At 74.0% G+C, this 17,166-nt stretch carries 18 protein-coding genes and 1 pseudogene; 12 read left to right on the top strand and 7 right to left on the bottom strand.

What is annotated here, in order from left to right; genetic code table 11:
• Positions 1 to 7: 7 nt before the first annotated feature.
• Both IH25_RS0125105 and IH25_RS37790 read right to left on the bottom strand, forming a co-directional pair.
• Positions 8 to 874, bottom strand: coding sequence for a transglutaminase family protein (locus tag IH25_RS0125105; RefSeq protein WP_030614844.1), 867 nt, complete (start codon positions 872 to 874; stop codon positions 8 to 10).
• A 169-nt stretch (positions 875 to 1,043) separates the two neighbouring features.
• Positions 1,044 to 2,042, bottom strand: a pseudogene (locus IH25_RS37790) (GNAT family N-acetyltransferase); the annotation flags it as partial.
• Positions 2,043 to 2,181: 139 nt separating this feature from the next.
• Here IH25_RS37790 and fdxA point away from each other — a divergent pair.
• Complete coding sequence (gene fdxA / locus IH25_RS0125095; protein WP_030614838.1) at positions 2,182 to 2,499, top strand: ferredoxin; 318 nt, start codon at positions 2,182 to 2,184, stop codon at positions 2,497 to 2,499.
• A gap of 124 nt (positions 2,500 to 2,623) precedes the next feature.
• A complete protein-coding gene (locus IH25_RS0125090; protein WP_030614834.1) occupies positions 2,624 to 3,721 on the top strand; it encodes a bifunctional succinyldiaminopimelate transaminase/glutamate-prephenate aminotransferase in 1,098 nt (365 codons plus the stop codon).
• A 151-nt stretch (positions 3,722 to 3,872) separates the two neighbouring features.
• Here IH25_RS0125090 and IH25_RS0125085 read toward each other — a convergent pair whose 3' ends face one another.
• Together IH25_RS0125085 and IH25_RS0125080 are read right to left on the bottom strand one after the other, a co-directional pair.
• Positions 3,873 to 4,337, bottom strand: coding sequence for a hypothetical protein (locus IH25_RS0125085; protein WP_030614831.1), 465 nt, complete (start codon positions 4,335 to 4,337; stop codon positions 3,873 to 3,875).
• A gap of 315 nt (positions 4,338 to 4,652) precedes the next feature.
• The gene (locus tag IH25_RS0125080) at positions 4,653 to 5,645 is read right to left on the bottom strand and encodes a heavy metal transporter (protein WP_209445368.1); all 993 of its coding nucleotides are present in this window, start codon (positions 5,643 to 5,645) and stop codon (positions 4,653 to 4,655) included.
• A gap of 95 nt (positions 5,646 to 5,740) precedes the next feature.
• Here IH25_RS0125080 and dapE point away from each other — a divergent pair, with 95 nt between their 5' ends.
• Positions 5,741 to 6,820 carry a succinyl-diaminopimelate desuccinylase gene (gene dapE, locus IH25_RS0125075; protein WP_030614827.1) on the top strand — a complete coding sequence of 360 codons (1,080 nt, stop codon included), beginning with the start codon at positions 5,741 to 5,743 and terminating at the stop codon, positions 6,818 to 6,820.
• A gap of 102 nt (positions 6,821 to 6,922) precedes the next feature.
• Positions 6,923 to 7,681, top strand: a complete 759-nt coding sequence (locus IH25_RS0125070) for an LOG family protein (RefSeq protein WP_030614825.1) — start codon at positions 6,923 to 6,925, stop codon at positions 7,679 to 7,681.
• 42 nt (positions 7,682 to 7,723) lie between these two features.
• On the opposite strand, the gene folP is transcribed toward IH25_RS0125070, so the two are convergent.
• On the bottom strand, positions 7,724 to 8,584 hold the full coding sequence (gene folP / locus IH25_RS0125065; protein WP_030614823.1) for a dihydropteroate synthase: 861 nt from the start codon (positions 8,582 to 8,584) through the stop codon (positions 7,724 to 7,726).
• 137 nt (positions 8,585 to 8,721) lie between these two features.
• On the opposite strand from folP, the gene IH25_RS0125060 reads away from it, so the two are divergent.
• Together IH25_RS0125060 and IH25_RS0125055 are read left to right on the top strand one after the other, a co-directional pair.
• Positions 8,722 to 9,093 (top strand): DivIVA domain-containing protein, encoded by a 372-nt coding sequence (locus tag IH25_RS0125060; RefSeq protein WP_030614821.1) that lies wholly within the window; start codon positions 8,722 to 8,724, stop codon positions 9,091 to 9,093.
• Positions 9,090 to 9,674, top strand: a complete 585-nt coding sequence (locus IH25_RS0125055) for a DNA-3-methyladenine glycosylase I (RefSeq protein ID WP_030614820.1) — start codon at positions 9,090 to 9,092, stop codon at positions 9,672 to 9,674. Before IH25_RS0125060 ends, IH25_RS0125055 begins: the two co-directional genes overlap by 4 nt.
• A 25-nt stretch (positions 9,675 to 9,699) precedes the next feature.
• Here IH25_RS0125055 and chcB read toward each other — a convergent pair whose 3' ends face one another.
• On the bottom strand, positions 9,700 to 10,503 hold the full coding sequence (chcB, locus tag IH25_RS0125050) for a 2-cyclohexenylcarbonyl CoA isomerase (RefSeq protein WP_030614818.1): 804 nt from the start codon (positions 10,501 to 10,503) through the stop codon (positions 9,700 to 9,702).
• Between the two features lie 378 nt (positions 10,504 to 10,881).
• On the opposite strand from chcB, the gene IH25_RS39770 reads away from it, so the two are divergent.
• The gene (locus tag IH25_RS39770; protein WP_018544333.1) at positions 10,882 to 11,049 is read left to right on the top strand and encodes a DUF3117 domain-containing protein; all 168 of its coding nucleotides are present in this window, start codon (positions 10,882 to 10,884) and stop codon (positions 11,047 to 11,049) included.
• 129 nt (positions 11,050 to 11,178) lie between these two features.
• Here the strand turns inward: IH25_RS39770 and IH25_RS0125040 are convergent, their stop codons facing one another.
• On the bottom strand, positions 11,179 to 11,877 hold the full coding sequence (locus IH25_RS0125040) for an O-methyltransferase (protein WP_078844397.1): 699 nt from the start codon (positions 11,875 to 11,877) through the stop codon (positions 11,179 to 11,181).
• A 234-nt stretch (positions 11,878 to 12,111) separates the two neighbouring features.
• On the opposite strand from IH25_RS0125040, the gene sigE reads away from it, so the two are divergent.
• From sigE to IH25_RS0125010, 5 genes are all read left to right on the top strand, one after another.
• The gene (gene sigE / locus IH25_RS0125030; protein ID WP_078844396.1) at positions 12,112 to 12,825 is read left to right on the top strand and encodes an RNA polymerase sigma factor SigE; all 714 of its coding nucleotides are present in this window, start codon (positions 12,112 to 12,114) and stop codon (positions 12,823 to 12,825) included.
• On the top strand, positions 12,822 to 13,793 hold the full coding sequence (locus tag IH25_RS0125025; protein WP_030614810.1) for a zf-HC2 domain-containing protein: 972 nt from the start codon (positions 12,822 to 12,824) through the stop codon (positions 13,791 to 13,793). Before sigE ends, IH25_RS0125025 begins: the two co-directional genes overlap by 4 nt.
• A 106-nt stretch (positions 13,794 to 13,899) precedes the next feature.
• On the top strand, positions 13,900 to 15,696 hold the full coding sequence (locus IH25_RS38635) for a S1C family serine protease (protein WP_030614808.1): 1,797 nt from the start codon (positions 13,900 to 13,902) through the stop codon (positions 15,694 to 15,696).
• Between the two features lie 84 nt (positions 15,697 to 15,780).
• Positions 15,781 to 16,221: a sec-independent translocase gene (locus tag IH25_RS0125015; protein WP_030614806.1), complete on the top strand. Its 441-nt coding sequence runs from the start codon at positions 15,781 to 15,783 to the stop codon at positions 16,219 to 16,221.
• Positions 16,222 to 16,459: 238 nt separating this feature from the next.
• The gene (locus IH25_RS0125010; RefSeq protein WP_030614804.1) at positions 16,460 to 17,122 is read left to right on the top strand and encodes a hypothetical protein; all 663 of its coding nucleotides are present in this window, start codon (positions 16,460 to 16,462) and stop codon (positions 17,120 to 17,122) included.
• Positions 17,123 to 17,166: the final 44 nt, after the last annotated feature.

Here is a 17,166-nt window from a genome sequence, read left to right as displayed (position 1 = left end):
GGCCCGGTCAGTTGAGCGTGGCGCGTGCGGTGCCCGCCTCCTGCCGGATGGCGCGCGCCGCCGCCTCGTCCACCACCTCGATCAGGTCGGCGTAGTGCTCCATCTCCTCGGCGCCGGCCGCGAACTGCCCGCACCGCACCAGCAGTTGCCCGCGCTCGTAGCGCAGCCGCGCCGGATGCGAGGGGATGAGCAGCGCCAGCTCCACGGCCCGCAGTGCCACGTCGGACCGCTCCGGCCGCGCCGCCGCCCACGCCCGCATGTTGTTCAGCACCCGCTGCACGACCTCCAGCGGCGGCGCCGGCTCCAGCATCGAGGGGTCCGGCGGCGCGCCCGTGGCGCCCACCACCAGCAGCTCGGCGTCCGTCCCGGTCAGCACCCGCCCGCCGTCGAAGGGGTCGGCCAGCACCCGGTCCGCCGCCGGCCCGAACCCGACCACGAAGTGCCCCGGCAGCGCGACCCCGTACACCGGCGCCCCGGCCCGGCGCGCGACCTCCAGCCAGACCACCGACAGCAGGATGGGCAGCCCGCGCCGCCGCCGGAGCACCTCGTGCAGCAGGGAGGACTCCAGCCGCTGGTAGTCGCCGGGCGTGCCGTGGAAGCCGTGGCGGTCACCCAGCAGCCGGCGCGCCGCCTCCGCCCACGCGCGCGGCCCGCCCGGCCGGTACGGCAGCTCGCCCGCCAGCAGGTCCAGCTCCGCCTGCGCGGCGTCGATACCGGCGTCGTCCAGCGAGCCGTCCAGCTCGGCGCCGATCAGCAGGCACAGCGCCGACAGATCCGGCCGCTCGGCCCGCGTCTCCTCGGCGAACCGCCGCCGCAACTCGGCGGAGCGCTCCGGCGGGGGCGGGTACGGGGGCGGCAGATACGGCTGACGCATGACGGGTTCAGGCCCTTCCACGAGAGGTGGGGGGCGTGACCGGGCGCTGCGGCGTGCGGCCGGGCGCGTCCGGTTGTTCCGGCGTGGCAGGGGTGGCCGGGGCGGCCGGTACCTCCGGTACGGCGTCGGACGTGGCCGGTACCTCCGGTACGGCGCCCTGCGCCGTCGGTGCTTCCGGGGCGCGGTAGTGGTGGTAGGCGTGGTGCGGCAGGAAGCCGAGCGCGCGGTACAGCGCCCGGGCGCCCTCGTTGTCCGCCTCCACCTGGAGCCACGCCGCCGAGGCGCCCTCGTCCAGGGCGCGCCGGGCCAGCGCGGCCATCACCTCGGTGGCCAGCCCCTCCCGGCGCCGGGCGGGGTCCACCTCGACGGCGGCGAACCCGGCCCACCGGCCGTCCACGACGCACCGCCCGATCGCCGCCGGCGGCTCGCCGCCCCCGGCACCGGGCACGGTCGCGAACCACACCGACGGCCCGCCGTGCAGCACCCGCAGGGCCACTTCGCTCACTCCCTTGCGCCGGTACCGGGCGAGCCATGCCTCGTCCGCCGTCCGGGACAGCGCCACACCCTCGCCACCGGCCCGGTCCGCGACCGGCGCCAGCGCCCCGGTCCACACCTCGGCGGTCACCTCCCGCACCCAGCCGCGCCGCTCCAGCTCCGCGCACAGCAGCTCCTGCGTGCCCTCCGCGCCGGTCGCGGTCTGCACCCGCGCCGGCAGGCCGCGCTCGCCGTACCAGCGTCGTACGGCGTCCAGGGCCGCGTCGAGCCCGAGCCCCGGGCCGCCCAGCGGCAGCGCGCTGTTGGCGCGCCGGGTGAACCCGGCGGCGGCCCGCAGCTCCCAGTCGCCCAGCGGCTCGCTCTCCACCGGCGGCCAGGCGCGCGCGGCGATGCGCGCCAGTTCCGGGTACGTGGCTGCGGGGCCCCGGCGGCGCGCCGGTGCGGCGGGAATCACTTTGCCCGCGACCAGCGCGGATTCGGGAATCCCGACACTTTCGCCGTCCCGGCGTGTGATCATGAGCACGCCACCGTCCCAGGATGTGAGAACACCCACCGTGTCAGTGAACTTCTCCGGTCCGGCACCGGGTTCGCCCAACCGCCGTACAGAGACCCGTTTCCCCACGTCAGCAGGGGTGATTCGGACCTCCAGGCGTCCTGTCGCCGAGATTTCCACCGGTCAGTTCACCCCTCCTGTTCGGATCATGCTCCGGAACGGAGATACTAGGGGCGGGCATCGACGACGCCGCGCTCCCGCGCGCCAGGCGGCGGGCCTGAGGAGGCCCGCCAGCGCCCTATCGAGGAGGAACGACAGCGTGACCTACGTCATCGCGCAGCCTTGTGTCGACGTCAAGGACAAGGCGTGCATCGAGGAGTGCCCGGTCGACTGCATCTACGAGGGCCAGCGGTCCTTGTACATCCACCCGGACGAATGCGTCGACTGTGGTGCCTGTGAGCCGGTCTGCCCGGTCGAGGCGATCTTCTACGAGGACGACGTCCCGGAGGAGTGGAAGGACTACTACAAGGCGAACGTCGAGTTCTTCGACGAGCTGGGCTCGCCCGGCGGCGCCAGCAAGCTGGGGCTGATCGAGCGCGACCACCCCTTCGTCGCCGAGCTGCCGAAGCAGGGCTGACCGCCCGCCTGAGCGCCAAGCGGCCGCAACCGCGCCGCCTCGGTCCCGTACGGCCCGATCCTCCCGATCAGCGCCGCACGGGACCGAGGCGTTTGCCGCACCGTACGAAAGTGAGCCACTGATCGTGTCCGCAGTCTCCGACCGGCTTCCCGTCTTCCCGTGGGACAAGCTGGAGCCGTACAAGAAGACGGCCGCCGCCCACCCGGACGGCATCGTCGACCTCTCGGTGGGCACCCCGGTCGACCCGGTGCCCGAGCTGATCCGGAAGGCCCTGGTCGACGCGGCCGACTCGCCGGGCTACCCGACCGTCTGGGGCACCCCCGCGCTGCGCGACGCGATCACGGGCTGGCTGGAGCGCCGGCTGGGCGCCCGCGGGATCACCCACCGGCACGTCCTGCCGGTCGTCGGCTCCAAGGAACTGGTGGCCTGGCTGCCCACCCAGCTCGGTCTCGGCCCCGGCGACAAGGTCGCCTACCCGCGCCTGGCCTACCCCACCTACGAGGTCGGCGCCCGCCTCGCCCGCGCCGCGTACGAGGTCTACGACGACCCGCGCGAGCTGGACCCGGCGAACCTGCGGCTGCTCTGGCTGAACTCCCCGTCCAACCCGACGGGCCGGGTGCTGACCAAGCGGGAGCTGACGGACATCGTCGCCTGGGCCCGCGCCCACGGCGTCCTGCTCTTCTCCGACGAGTGCTACCTGGAGCTGGGCTGGGAGGCCGACCCGGTCTCGGTCCTGCACCCGGACGTCAACGGCGGCTCCTACGAGGGCATCGTCGCCGTGCACTCCCTGTCCAAGCGGTCCAACCTGGCGGGCTACCGCGCGGCCTTCATCGCCGGCGACCCGGAGGTCCTCGGCCCGCTGCTGCAGATCCGCAAGCACGGCGGCATGATGACCTCCGCGCCGACGCAGGCCGCGGTGGTGGCCGCGCTCGGCGACGACGACCACGTGCGGGAACAGCGCGAGCGCTACGCGGCCCGCCGCGAGGCCCTGCGCTCGGCCCTCCTCGCCCACGGCTTCCGCATCGAACACAGCGAGGCGAGCCTGTACCTCTGGGCCACCCGGGACGAGTCCTGCTGGTCCACGGTGGCCCACCTGGCCGACCAGGGCATCCTGGTGGCCCCGGGCGACTTCTACGGCGAGGCGGGCGCACGCCACGTCCGGGTGGCCTTCACGGCGACGGACGAACGCGTCCAGGCGGCCGTCGCCCGCCTGACCCGCTGACATGCCGACGCGCTGACGGGCCGGCCCGCCGATCCGCTGACCGACGGGCCGCACGCGCGGCGCCGGGCGCCGGAACGGCACCCGGCGGGGGCACGACGGCGAACGGGGCCCAGGGAACTTCCCTGGACCCCGTTCACCGGTACCGGCGGCCTCAGCCGAGCGGCAGGCCCTGCGTGGGCAGACCCTTCGTCGGCAGGGAGTCCGTCGGCAGCCCGCCCTTGGTGAGCGAGTCGATCGGCAGACCACCCTTGGTCGCGCCGACCGCGGTGTCCCCGAGGACACCCCCCGCGGCCCCGGCCGTGTCGCCGACGGCCTTCTGCGCCACCGGGGTCGTCCGCTTCACGGCGCTGCCGCCGGTCTTGCCCGCGGCCGGCACCGCCTGCTCGACCGCCTTGCCGCCCGTGTGGCCCGCGACCTGGGTCACCTGCCGCGCGGCGCTGTCGACGGCGTCACCGGCGTGCGCCCCGTCCAGCGCGGTCAGCCCGCTCAGGTTGGGGCCGACGTCGGGCAGGTTCGTGGCCGCACCGGCGGAGCCGGCCGCACCGACCCCGGCGGCCGCTCCCGCTGCGACGAGCAGCGCGGCACGGGCGATCCGGCGGGTCAGAGGGAGGGACATGATGCTCCATTCGACGGGAGAGAACGGTGTCTGCGCCCGAGCCCGTCTGGCGGCTCGGACGCCGTGACTACCGCTCGAAGCCCGCGAAGGTTGCGGACGCCCCGGGTAAAGAATGGATAACGCATCGCATTATCGGGTGTGGATAAAAACGGGCAAAGAACGTTCGTGCGCACCCGCGCGGAAACCTTCCAGCCCCTGATTTCCCAAGGATTTCCGCCCCCGGAGAGGCCCCCGCGCCGACCACCCCGTCACTCGGGCGGAGCACAACCCGCAGGAGTGATCAACCATACGGCTGTGCGACCGGCGGTCAACGGCCTACTGCGCGGCGACGATCCGGACGGCCCCGGCGGACCGCTCCGCCCCGGCGGCCCCCTCGGAGGCGACAGGGCGCCACTCGTCGGAGTGGTTCCCCACGGTCCACTCCCGCCCCGCGTACGTCACCCGCTCGATGCGCAGCGCCGAGGAGTTGGCGACGGCCCAGTGCGCCAGCTGCCAGCCCCGCTCCCGCTCGTCGCGCCCGGTGGCGTCCGTCTTCGCGCCCTCCGGCACCGGCACCGTCACCGTCCGCCCGCGCGCGGTCGCGGTCACGCTCGGCGACGGGGACGGCGCCGGCACGGGCGTCCCGCCCACCACCGCGCCGGTCTCCTGGAGCGCGTCGCGCCCGAAGTCCCGTACCAGCGCGGCCCGTACCGCGTCCGGGCCGGTCTCGGGCGCCGTGTGCTGCGGGCGCCCGTCACAGGTCAGCGTGGCCGCCGCGCGCCCGGTCAGGGCCTCCGCCAGCAGCGTGGCGTCCGACTCGTGCTTGGCGTACGCCTCCGGGTAGCCGCTGCGCTGCACCCGCTGCGCGGCCACCGTCAGCGGCAGCTCCGTGTAGTGCGGCACCTTGGCCAGGTGCGCGTAGAAGATGCCCGCCGCGTACGACGGGTCCATGATCTGCCGCTCGCTGCCCCAGCCCTGCGAGGGGCGCTGCTGGAACAGGCCCAGCGAATCCCGGTCGCCGTGCCGGATGTTGCGCAGCCCCGACTCCTGGATGGCGGTGGCCAGCGCGATCGTCACGGCCCGCTCCGGCAACCCGCGGCCGGTGCCCACGGCCGCGATCGTGGCCGCGTTCTCCGCCTGCTCGGGCGTGAACTCGTAGGCGGCCCCGTCACCGGAGGCCGAGACCACCGCGCAGCCGCGCGCTCCGCCGCCTCCGGTGACGTACTGCACCACGAGGTACGCGGCGACACCGCACAGGACCAACAGGGCCGCCGTGAAACGGAAACGGCGACCACGGCGTACGGGAGAGGTGGGGGACGGCTCTGGCACGCGTACAAGGTACTGGAGCCCGGCCGGTGCCCCGCGTGCGGTCACCGCCGTCGGCCCGGCGGTGTTCCGGCAGGTGGCGCGCTAGGGTCGAGGTCATGCCCGACACCTCCCTTGACCTCACGCTGGACGCCGCCACGCTCACCGCGCGGCTCGTGGACTTCCCGTCGGTCAGCGGCACCGAGAAGCCGCTCGCGGACGCCATCGAGACGGCTCTGCGCGCCCTGCCGCACCTGACCGTGGACCGGTACGGCAACAACGTGGTCGCCCGGACGAACCTGGGCCGCGCCGAACGTGTCATCCTGGCCGGCCACATCGACACCGTCCCGATCGCGGACAACGTGCCCTCGCGGCTCGACGCCGACGGCGTGCTGTGGGGCTGCGGCACCTGCGACATGAAGTCGGGCGTGGCGGTGCAGTTGCGCATCGCGGCCACGGTCCCCGCCCCCAACCGCGACCTGACCCTCGTGTTCTACGACAACGAGGAGGTCGAGGCCGAGCGCAACGGCCTGCGGCATGTCGCCGAGGCCCGCCCCCAGTGGCTGGAGGGCGACTTCGCGGTGCTGCTGGAGCCGTCCGACGGCGAGGTGGAGGGCGGCTGCCAGGGCACGCTGCGGATGCTGCTGAAGACCTCGGGCGAGCGGGCGCACTCGGCGCGCGGCTGGATGGGCTCCAACGCCATCCACGCGGCGGCCCCGATCCTGGCCCGCCTGGCGTCCTACGAGGCGCGCCGGCCGGTCATCGACGGGCTGGAGTACCGCGAGGGCCTGAACGCGGTGCGCATCGGCGGGGGAGTGGCGGGCAACGTCATCCCCGACGAGTGCGTGGTGACGGTCAACTTCCGCTACGCCCCCGACCGCACCGAGGAGGAGGCGATCGCGCACGTCCACGAGGTGTTCGCGGACTGCGGGGTGACGGAGTTCGTCGTCGACGACCACAGCGGGGGCGCGCTGCCGGGCCTGTCGCACCCGGCCGCCGCGGCCTTCATCGAGGCGGTGGGCGGCACCCCGCGGCCCAAGTACGGCTGGACGGACGTGTCCCGGTTCTCCGCGCTCGGGATCCCGGCGGTCAACTACGGCCCCGGCAACCCGCACTTGGCGCACAAGCGGGACGAGCGCGTGGAGACCGCGAAGATCCTGGCGGGCGAGGAGCGGCTGCGGAACTGGCTCACCGCGTAAGGGCGCGCGGGCCGGTGCCCGCCGGACACGCCGGGGTCCCCCGTCCGTAACCCGGATGGATCTAGGCTGGGAACGAACTACCGGCAAGCGGAGGGAGCCCACATGCCTACCGGCAACCCCGAGGGGAAGAAGCAGCCGCCGGACGAGCAGCGGCTCGGGCCGGTCCTCCGGCGGCGGGGCCAGGTCACCGCCAGCACGACCGACCAGCGGCTGCTGGACGAGCGCGCTCCCTCCGACTGGGTGCACACCGACCCCTGGCGGGTGCTGCGCATCCAGTCGGAGTTCATCGAGGGCTTCGGCACGCTGGCCGAACTCCCGCCCGCCATCAGCGTCTTCGGCTCGGCACGGACGCCGGCGGACTCGCCCGAGTACGACGCCGGGGTGCGGCTCGGCCGGGGGCTGGTGGAGGCCGGGTTCGCGGTCATCACCGGCGGCGGCCCGGGCGCCATGGAGGCGGCCAACAAGGGCGCGTGCGAGGCGGGCGGCATCTCGGTGGGCCTCGGCATCGAGCTGCCCTTCGAGCAGGGCCTCAACCCCTACGTCGACATCGGCCTGAACTTCCGCTACTTCTTCGTCCGCAAGATGATGTTCGTCAAGTACGCGCAGGGGTTCGTGGTCCTCCCCGGCGGCCTCGGCACCCTGGACGAACTCTTCGAGGCCCTCACCCTCGTCCAGACCCAGAAGGTCACCCGCTTCCCCATCGTCCTCTTCGGCAGCGAGTACTGGGGCGGCCTGGTGTCCTGGCTGAGAAACACCCTGGTCGCCCAGGGCAAGGCGGCGGAGAAGGACCTCCTCCTGTTCCACGTCACGGACGAGGTGGAGGAAGCGGTGGCCCTGGTGTCGAAGGAGGCGGGGCGGTAGGCCGCCGCGAATACACCGGCCGCACCCGCGAGTGACCGGCGGCTAGGCCAGGCCCCGGCGGGCCACCGTGGGGGTCCGGTGGCCGGCGATGGCGGTCACCATGTCCAGTACCTGACGGGTCTGAGCCACCTCGTGCACCCGGTACACCTGCGCCCCGAGCCACGCGGAGACGGCCGTCGTGGCCAGCGTGCCGATCAGCCGCTCCTTCACCGGCCGGTCCAGGCTCTCGCCGACGAAGTCCTTGTTGGACAGTGACACCAGCACCGGCCAGCCCGTGGCCACCATCTCGTCCAGCCGCCGCGTCGCCTCCAGGCTGTGCCGGGTGTTCTTCCCGAAGTCGTGCCCGGGATCGATCAGCACCGACTCCCGCGGCACCCCCAGCGAGACCGCCCGCTCGGCCAGCCCGAGGGTCACGTTCAGGATGTCGGCCATGACGTCGTCGTACGTCACCCGGTGCGGCCGGGTCCGCGGCTGCGCCCCGCCCGCGTGCGTGCACACCAGCCCCACCCCGTACCGCGCCGCGACCTGGGCGAGCCCGGGGTCGACGCCGCCCCACGCGTCGTTCAGCAGATCCGCGCCCGCCTCGCACACGGCCTCGCCGACCTCCGCCCGCCAGGTGTCCACGCTGATGATCACATCGGGGAACCGGCGCCGTACCTCCGCGACGAAGCCGACCGTCCGGCGCGCCTCCTCCTCGGCCGAGACCTCCTCGCCGGGCCCGGCCTTGACCCCGCCGATGTCCACGATCGCGGCGCCCTCGGCCACCGCCTGCTCCACCCGCGCCAGCGCCGGTTCGTCGCGGAACGTGGCCCCTTGGTCGTAGAAGGAATCCGGCGTCCGGTTCACGATCGCCATGATCACCGGCTCGTGCGGCCCGAATTCCCGCTTGCCCAGCCTGAGCATCCGCCCTGCCCTCTCCTAGTACGTCCCGCTGTACAGCCGCCTGTGACCCTAACTGTCAGACTCGCATGGCACGATCGGACCCTGACAGATACCGCTGCCGGCACAGCGTCCGGTACGAGCGTGGGGACCCTGAGGCGATGGTGATGTTCTTGTTCCTGGTCGTCGCGCTGGCCGTCGTGGTCGCCGCGGTGACTCTGGCCGTGGTCGGCGGCGGGGAGAGCGCCCCGCTGCCGGAGGCGGCGCCGGAGCGGCTCCAGGACCCGCTGCCGCCGGACCGCCCGGTGGACCGCGCGGACGTGGAGAGCCTGCGCTTCCCGGTCGCGCCGCGCGGCTACCGCATGGCCGACGTCGACGACGCGCTCGGCCGGCTCGCCGCCGAGCTGGCCGAGCGGGACGCCCGCATCGCCGGCCTGGAGTCCGCGCTGGCCGGCGCCCGGGCCGCCGCGCGGGAACAGCGGGCCGAGCACCCGCGGACGGAGCCGGACGAGGACCGGGAGGAGCAGCGATGACCGGCCGAGCCGCCGTCGCCGGGCCGGACGGCGCCCTGCGCTGCCCCTGGGCCCTGTCCACCGACGACTATGTGGCGTACCACGACGAGGAGTGGGGCCGCCCGGTCCACGGCGACGACGCCCTCTTCGAACGGCTCAGCCTGGAGGCCTTCCAGTCCGGCCTGTCCTGGATCACGATCCTGCGCCGCCGCCCGGGCTTCCGCGCCGCCTTCGCCGGCTTCCGCATCGAGAAGGTCGCCGCGTTCACCGACACCGACCGCGAGCGCCTGCTGGCCGACCCGGGCATCATCCGCAACCGCGCCAAGATCGACGCCACGCTCGCCAACGCGCGCCTGCTCGCCGGCTGGGCCGAGGGCGAGCTGGACGAGCTGATCTGGTCCCACGCCCCGGACCCGGCGGCCCGCCCGGCCCCGAGGACCCTGGACGACGTCCCGGCGGTGACCCCGGAGTCCACGGCGCTGTCCAAGGCGCTGAAGAAGCGGGGCCTGCGGTTCGTCGGCCCGACGACGGCGTACGCCCTGATGCAGGCGTGCGGCCTGGTCGACGACCACCTGGAGGCCTGCGTGGCCCGCACCCCGTAGCCGAACCGACGGCGTCAGACAGGACCTAGCGGCCCAGGTACTTCGGCTTCTCCTTGTTCACGAACGCCTGGACGGCGATGTGGTGGTCCTCGGACCGCCCGGCCCGGGTCTGCAGCTCGTCCTCCTTCTCCAGCGTCTCCTCCAAGGAGTGCGTCAGCCCGTAGGCCACCGCCTCCTTGAGTGCCGCGTACGCCACCGTCGGCCCCTCGGCCAGCGCCCGCGCCACCTTCGCGGCCTCGGCGCGCAGTTCGCCCGCCGGTACGACGCGGTTGGCGATGCCCAGCTCCAGGGCGTCCTGGGCGCTGATGCTGCGCGGGAAGAGCAGCAGGTCGGCGGCGCGGCTCGGGCCGATCACCCGGGGCAGTGTCCAGGAGATGCCGGAGTCGGCGGTCAGGGCGACGCCCGCGAAGGAGGTGTTGAACGCGGCGGTGTCCGCCACCAGCCGGTAGTCCGCGGCGAGCGCGAAGCCGAACCCGGCGCCGGCCGCGACGCCGTTCACCGCCGCGACCACCGGCTTCGGCGCCCCGGCCAGGGCCCGCACGATCGGGTTGTAGTGCTCCCTGACCGTGCTCATCGTCTGCCCGGTGCCGGTCTCCCGGTCGCCGGCCAGCAGCCCGATGTGCTCCTTGAGGTCCTGGCCCACACAGAAGGCCCGGTCCCCGGCGGCGGTCAGCAGGATCGCCCGGACGGCCGTGTCCCCGGCCGCCGATTCCGCCGCCTCCCGCAGGGCCGTCTTCGTCGCGATGTTCAGCGCGTTCATCGCCTCGGGGCGGTTCAGCGTGATCGTCGCGAGTCCGTCGCTCACCTCGTAGAGCACGGTGTCGGCCATGGCGTGTCCCCTCCGGAGTAACCGCTGGTGACGTACCGCTCAGTACGTCCCTGTCTGAGGACAGCATGGCGGAGATCACCGGCCGGCGACCGGAGCGGACGTGTGACCTGCGTCAAAGAAATCGGGGACGGAGCCGGCCGGGAGGACCTCACGGGGTGGCGCAGTATCGCAGGCACATCCCCGAATTGGGTGGTTTTGCTCGCGCGCGTTGCCCAAGCGATCCCGACCGATGTTGGTCATCGGGTCCTGCCATGCGGGATAATGGCCAGGAAGCAATGTGTTCGATGCCGGTGTCGCGTGTCCGTTCCGGATGGCGGGTGCCCCCTGCGCGGGGGTACCGGCAGAGACGATGAGCTGGTTTCAGGAAGGGGAACGAGCATGGCGGCCATGAAGCCGCGGACGGGTGATGGCCCGCTCGAGGTGACCAAGGAGGGGCGGGGCATCGTCATGCGCGTTCCGCTCGAAGGCGGCGGTCGACTCGTCGTCGAGCTGACCCCTGACGAGGCCGAGGCGCTTGGCGACGCCCTCAAGAAGGTCGTCGTCTGACGTCCCGATTCTGTCCTCGCGCCTGCCCCGGCATCGTACGCGGTGCCGGGGCAGCCGCGTCTTCGGGGGCGGCCGGCGCGGCCCGCACAGCCGGTACCGCGGGCACCCCCCTCACCCCGCGCACCGCCGTCATCGCTTGACGGCGCAGAGCAGCCCGTCGCCCACCGGCAGCAGCGAGGACACCAGCTCCTGGCTCTCCCGCACGGTGCGCAGCAGCTCCCGCAGCCGCAGCACCTCGGTGGGCTGGGGCCCCGAGTCGACCGTACGGCCGTCCGCGAAGACGCCCTCGAAGACCACCAGGCCGCCCGGCCGCAGCAGGCGCAACGATTCGGCGAGATAGTCCGGGTACTCCAGCCGGTCCCCGTCGCAGAACACGAGGTCGTAGCCCGCGTCGGCGAGGCGCGGCAGGACGTCCAGGGCGCGGCCGGGGATGAACCGGGCCCGGTTGCTGGCGAAGCCGCAGCCGCGGAAGGCCTGCCGGGCGAACTGCTGGTGGTCCGGCTCCGGGTCCACGGTCGTGAGCACCCCGTCCGGCCGCATCCCGTGCAGCAGATGAATGCCGGACACCCCGCAGCCGGTGCCGATCTCCGCGACCGCCTTCGCGTCCACGGAGGCGGCGAGCAGTCGCAGCGCGGCGCCCGTGCTGGGCGACACCGAGCGCAGCCCTGCCTCGCGGGCCCGTTCGCGGGCCCAGCGCAGCGCTTCGTCCTCGGCGACAAAGGCGTCGGCGAACGCCCAGCTCGTCTGCCGGTTGGCGGTAATGACCCTCTCCTGTCCCCGTGGTTGCCTGGGCGTGACTGTATCCGTTGGCGGCGGGAACCCGCAGATGAGCCCGTGCGTTTACCAGGTTGAGACGGTGGCCGGCGACGCGACGGGGGGCGAGCGGTGAGGCAGGACGGCGAGCAACTGCTGACGCAGCCGGATGAGCCGGATCAGCAAGTATCAAATTCTCGTAAAACCGCTTATCCGGAGCTAACGGGCGAGGTGGCTATGGTAGGGGCTCCACTGGACACCACCAGAGCCGACAGGGGAGGTGCGGCTGCGCCCGGGGATCGGGGCGGAGTGCTGCGGCGCTTCCTCGGGTCGGCGGGCAGGCCGAAATCCGTGACCGACACCGCTGCTGACAGCCACGCCGCCGGGTCCGCCGCAGGCGAGCCCCCGACCGCGACCTTCGCCACCGACGCGGACGGGCAGGCGTGGACTCCGCCCACGTGGGACGAGATCGTCAGCACGCACAGCGGCCGGGTCTACCGACTGGCCTACCGCCTGACGGGCAATCAGCACGACGCCGAGGACCTCACCCAGGAGGTCTTCGTCCGCGTCTTCCGCTCCCTGTCGACGTACTCGCCGGGCACGTTCGAGGGCTGGCTGCACCGCATCACCACCAACCTCTTCCTGGACATGGTCCGGCGCAAGCAGCGCATCCGCTTCGACGCCCTCGGCGAGGACGCGGCCGAGCGCCTGGCCAGCCGCGAGCCCACCCCGCAGCAGCTGTTCAACGACGCCCACTTCGACGCCGACGTCCAGCAGGCCCTGGACACCCTGGCGCCCGAGTTCCGCGCCGCCGTCGTCCTGTGCGACATCGAGGGACTGTCGTACGAGGAGATCGCCGCCACCCTCGGCGTGAAGCTCGGCACGGTCCGCTCCCGTATCCACCGCGGCCGGTCCCAGCTCCGCAAGGCCCTCGCGCACCGCTCCCCGGAGGCCCGCGCGGCCGAGCGGCGCTCCTTCCTGGCCCGGGTCCCCGCGCTGGGGGGAGGGGGCGCGACCGCGTGAGTGGATCTCGGTCGAAACCTGCCGAGGAGACACGCCTCGCAGAGCAGCACCTGGGAGACCGGCTCTCCGCCCTGGTGGACGGGGAACTCGGTCATGAGACGCGTGAGCGGGTCCTCGCGCACCTGGCCACCTGCGCCCGGTGCAAGGCCGAGGCGGACGCCCAGCGCGCGCTGAAGAACGTCTTCGCGGAGGCCGCCCCGCCCCCGCCCTCGGCGAGCCTCCTGGCCCGTCTCCAGGGCCTTCCCGGGGGCGGTCCGGACGGCGGCGGCACACCGTCGCCCGGACCCGGCACCTCCACAAGCCTCGGACCCTTCGGGGCGCGGCGCGGCGACAGCCTGCCGTTCGGATACGTCCCGGCCCGCCCGCACGGCCTGCTCCCGACGGGCGCGGACGGCGCCGGCGGCCCCCGGGACGACGGCTTCCGCATCCACCCCGTCGGCCGCCCGGACGACGCCCGCGCCGCCTCACGCGGCCGGCGGTTCGCGTTCGCCGCCGCCGGCGCGGTGTCGCTGGCCGCGCTGGCCCTCGGCGGCGTGACCACCGGCTTCCCCGGCGACCCGGCCACGGACGCCCGCGGCGGCTCCGGCGTCATCCCGGTGCGCTCGGCGGGCTCGGGCTCGGGCGGCGGCGCGGCCACGCCGGACAGCCAGCGCCGGCGCCCCGTGGGACCGCTGCTCGCCCAGGGCGGCGCGCTGCTCGGCTCCGCCCCGGTGGCGCCGACCACGCTGTCCGCGCCGCTGCTGCCCGGGGTTCCCGCCCCGGCCTCCCGACAGGCCCGGGCCGAGGCGGTACGCGCGCTGACCGCGCCGGTGTTCGCCGGGGCGGCCGCCATCTCCCCGCTGATACGCCCGCTGGACGAGACGGTGGCGCTTCCGCTCACCGACTGGCCCATGCCCCCCGGGGCCACCGGCTCCGGCCCGCTGTCCGCCCCCGTCCCCGACACCACGCCCTCGCCCTCCTCGCCCTGACCGTCACCGCGCCACGGCCCGCGAACCTGGTTGAATCCTGGAGGCCGTGTCCGTGGCGCCGACCCGGGGCGGCAGCCGATGTCCCGTGACCAGCCGTGGGGAGAGCATGAACGAGGGGAACGGCGTGCCGCCGGCGGACGGACCGCGGGGGACGGCGGGGACGGCACCGACCGCTCCGGCCCCGCCCCCGCCCCCGCCCTCCGACGGTGACTTCGAACTGGCCAAGCCGGCACCGGCCGCGCCGCCCGGCACCCCTGGAGAGGCCGAGGGGGAGACCGGGGGACAGGCCGAGGGAGAGGCCGGGAGAGCAGCTGGGGAGAGCGCCGTACCGGGCTCCGGTGAGCGGGCGCAGGCCGAGCGGGTCACGCCCCTGCACGACCCCGACCCCTACAGCACCCCGCCGTACGGCCAACCCGGCCCTTGGGCGCCCGCACCACCGGTGCAGCATCCGGCGGTCACCCCGGCGCACGGTACGGCCGTACCCGCACCCCCGACCCCGCCCACTGCGCCCGTACTCTCCGTACCGCAAGGCACGCCCGCCCCGCAGGCACCGGGCTCCACCACGGCCCTCACGCCGCAGACGCCCGCGCCCGCCACGCCACCCGTGCCCCAGTCGGCGGCTCCCGTGCCCGTCCCGGCCCCCGCCCCGCGGATGCCCGCCCCCGACCCGGCGCCCCCGGCTGCCGTACCCCCCGTCCCCGAGGGTGGTGCCGACCCCTGGGCCGGTTACGACCCCTGGGCCGCGGCTCAGGCCCGGGAGCCCCTTCAGCAGACGGGCGCCAAGGTGCTGACGCCGGCGCAGCGCAAGCGGCGGGCCTGGCGGTGGGTCATCGGGTGGACCCTCGTCGTGGCCGTCGTCTCCGGCGGCACCGGCGGAGTCGTCGGCGCCTACGTCGAGCGTGAGGGACACGGCGGGCAGCCCGGCAGCGTGCCGGCCGGCCGCGCTCCGGACAGCGTGGCCGGGATCGCCGCCCGCGCCCTGCCCAGCGTGGTCACCCTGCACGTCCGGGGAGACGGCGCGGCGGGCACCGGCACCGGCTTCGTCCTCGACGCCCAGGGGCACATCCTCACCAACAACCACGTGGTCGAGCCCGCCGGGCCGGACGGCGAGATATCCGTGACGTTCAGCAGCGGCGACACCGTGAAGGCGGAGGTCGTCGGCCGCGACGGCGGCTATGACCTCGCCGTCGTCCAGGTGCACGGCGTCCACGGACTCACCCCGCTGCCCCTCGGCGACTCCGACGACGTCCGGGTGGGCGACCCCGTCGTGGCCATCGGCGCCCCCTTCGACCTCGCCGACACGGTCACCTCCGGCATCATCAGCGCCAAGGAACGGCCCATCACGGCCGGCGGCGAGAAGAGCGACGGCAGCGACGTCAGCTACGTCGACGCCCTCCAGACCGACGCCCCCATCAACCCGGGCAACTCCGGCGGCCCGCTGCTCGACTCCCACGCCCGGGTCATCGGCGTCAACTCCGCCATCCGCTCGGCCGGCGGCGGCTCCGGCACCGACGGCGGGCAGGCCGGCTCCATCGGCCTGGGCTTCGCCATACCCGTCAACCAGGCCAAGCGGGTCGCCGAGGAGCTGATCGACCACGGCCACGCCACCCACCCGGTGATCGGCGTCACGCTCGACATGGGCTACACCGGTGACGGCGCCCGCATCGACGACAAGGGCGCGAACGGCGGCCCCGCGGTCACCCGGGGCGGTCCCGGCGACCGGGCCGGGCTGGAGCCGGGCGACGTCGTCACCGAGGCCGACGGCGCCCGCGTGCACTCCGGCCGGGAGCTCATCGTCAAGATCCGCGCCCACCGGCCCGGCGACCGGCTGCGCCTGACGGTCGACCGCGACGGCATGAAGCGGGAGGTGTCAGTCGTGCTGGGCGCGGCGGAGCAGAACTGACAGAAGTCTCACCTCGGGACGGTACCGGTCGGACGGGATGGCCGGGTACCGTTGAGCGACCGAGGACATCGCAAGGAGCGTCAGGTGTTCAATGACATAGGGCCACTGGAGCTGGTGACCATCATCGTGCTCGCCGTGCTCGTCTTCGGTCCGGACAAGCTCCCCAAGGTCATCCAGGACGTCATGCGCACGATCCGGAAGATCCGCGAGTTCTCGGAGAGCGCCAAGCAGGACATCCGTAACGAACTCGGTCCGGAGTTCAAGGACTTCGAGTTCGAGGATCTCAACCCCAAGACCTTCATCCGCAAGCAGCTGGACAACGAAGACCTGGGCCTGAAGGAGATCCGCAACGGCTTCGACCTGAAGAAGGAGATGGCCGAGGTCACGGACGCCGTCCACGGCCGCGACGCGGAGGCGCCGTCCTCGTCCTCGCCGCCCCCGGCCTCCGGCGGGCGCGTCGACATGACCAAGAAGCCCGAGGGTCCGGGCGACGACCGCCCCCCGTTCGACATGGACGCCACGTAGGCCCCGCTGCCTCCTCCCGACACGCAGGCGGGCGTACGCCGCACACGTGACGTGTTTCATAGCGCGCGCCCGCCGCGCACGGCGTGAACAGGCCGTTCGCGCGACCCACGCATCCAGAGCCTGCCCTGCCGCTCTCAGCGGTGTGGATATGCTGCCGAGTTGTTGTGCGGACCGGACGCGTACGCCCGAAGGGGGGCGGGCCAGCCGGTCCGACGAGAGCGAGGAGGCGTCCGGGCAGATGGAGACGACGAGTCGGGTGGGCGCGCAGGCGCCGGCCGCGGAGGGCGGACAGCAGCTCCCCTCCGCCCGGCGTACGGTCGACGGTTACCTGCGGGCGCCCTTCCCCTGGTACGGGCTCGACGAGGCGTTCACCGGGCCGCGCTGGCTGATGCAGGTCGGCACGACGTCCGACGGTGCCGTGGAGCACGGCTCGATCGGGCACGGGGACGAACCCTCGCTGCGGGGCGAGACCGGTTCCGGTGAGCCTCGGGAGAAGTTCGCGGTGGTGGTGACCGTCGCCGCGCAGCCGTCCCGGCGCACCGCCGACGGCACGGGCCTGCTGGAGGCGACGTCGGTGTCCTCGGCGGCGTGGCTGGCCGGCGTCGGGCTGCTCTCGTTCACCTGGCCGGGCCAGATGGACCACAGCCTGCGCGACGACTGGCTGGAGCAGCAGACCGAGACGGCCTGGGCACTGGCCGACGACCTCGACGGCCCCGAGTGGTCCAGACTCTCCCTTCCCGTGGACGGAGCCGCCGCCTCGTTCCACTACCGGGAGTCCGAGTTCGGGTGGGTGCTCGCCGGCACGACCGGGGCGGGGGTCCATCTGGGGGCGTACGGGCGGGGGATGAGCGCGTACGGGCTCGGGTTCGCCCCGATCAAGGACATCACGGCGTACGCGTAGCCGACGGGGGCCGGGGGACCGCCGCGGCCGGGCGGCGGTCCGGG

Origin of the sequence: Streptomyces achromogenes subsp. achromogenes (assembly GCF_000720835.1) — a bacterium.
GTDB lineage: Bacteria > Actinomycetota > Actinomycetes > Streptomycetales > Streptomycetaceae > Streptomyces > Streptomyces achromogenes.
This window is presented reverse-complemented; position numbering and strand designations above follow the sequence as displayed.

What these genes read in the sequence shown, in the direction of transcription:
- folP (WP_030614823.1), bottom strand. Translation starts at nt 8,584, where the DNA reads ATGCTCAGGCTGGGCAAGCGGGAATTCGGGCCGCACGAGCCGGTGATC.
- IH25_RS0125105 (WP_030614844.1), bottom strand. Translation starts at nt 874, where the DNA reads ATGCGTCAGCCGTATCTGCCGCCCCCGTACCCGCCCCCGCCGGAGCGC.
- chcB (WP_030614818.1), bottom strand. Translation starts at nt 10,503, where the DNA reads ATGGCCGACACCGTGCTCTACGAGGTGAGCGACGGACTCGCGACGATC.
- IH25_RS39770 (WP_018544333.1), top strand. Translation starts at nt 10,882, where the DNA reads ATGGCGGCCATGAAGCCGCGGACGGGTGATGGCCCGCTCGAGGTGACC.
- dapE (WP_030614827.1), top strand. Translation starts at nt 5,741, where the DNA reads ATGCCCGACACCTCCCTTGACCTCACGCTGGACGCCGCCACGCTCACC.
- IH25_RS38635 (WP_030614808.1), top strand. Translation starts at nt 13,900, where the DNA reads ATGAACGAGGGGAACGGCGTGCCGCCGGCGGACGGACCGCGGGGGACG.
- IH25_RS0125060 (WP_030614821.1), top strand. Translation starts at nt 8,722, where the DNA reads ATGGTGATGTTCTTGTTCCTGGTCGTCGCGCTGGCCGTCGTGGTCGCC.
- IH25_RS0125010 (WP_030614804.1), top strand. Translation starts at nt 16,460, where the DNA reads ATGGAGACGACGAGTCGGGTGGGCGCGCAGGCGCCGGCCGCGGAGGGC.
- IH25_RS0125070 (WP_030614825.1), top strand. Translation starts at nt 6,923, where the DNA reads ATGCCTACCGGCAACCCCGAGGGGAAGAAGCAGCCGCCGGACGAGCAG.
- IH25_RS0125055 (WP_030614820.1), top strand. Translation starts at nt 9,090, where the DNA reads ATGACCGGCCGAGCCGCCGTCGCCGGGCCGGACGGCGCCCTGCGCTGC.
- IH25_RS0125085 (WP_030614831.1), bottom strand. Translation starts at nt 4,337, where the DNA reads ATGTCCCTCCCTCTGACCCGCCGGATCGCCCGTGCCGCGCTGCTCGTC.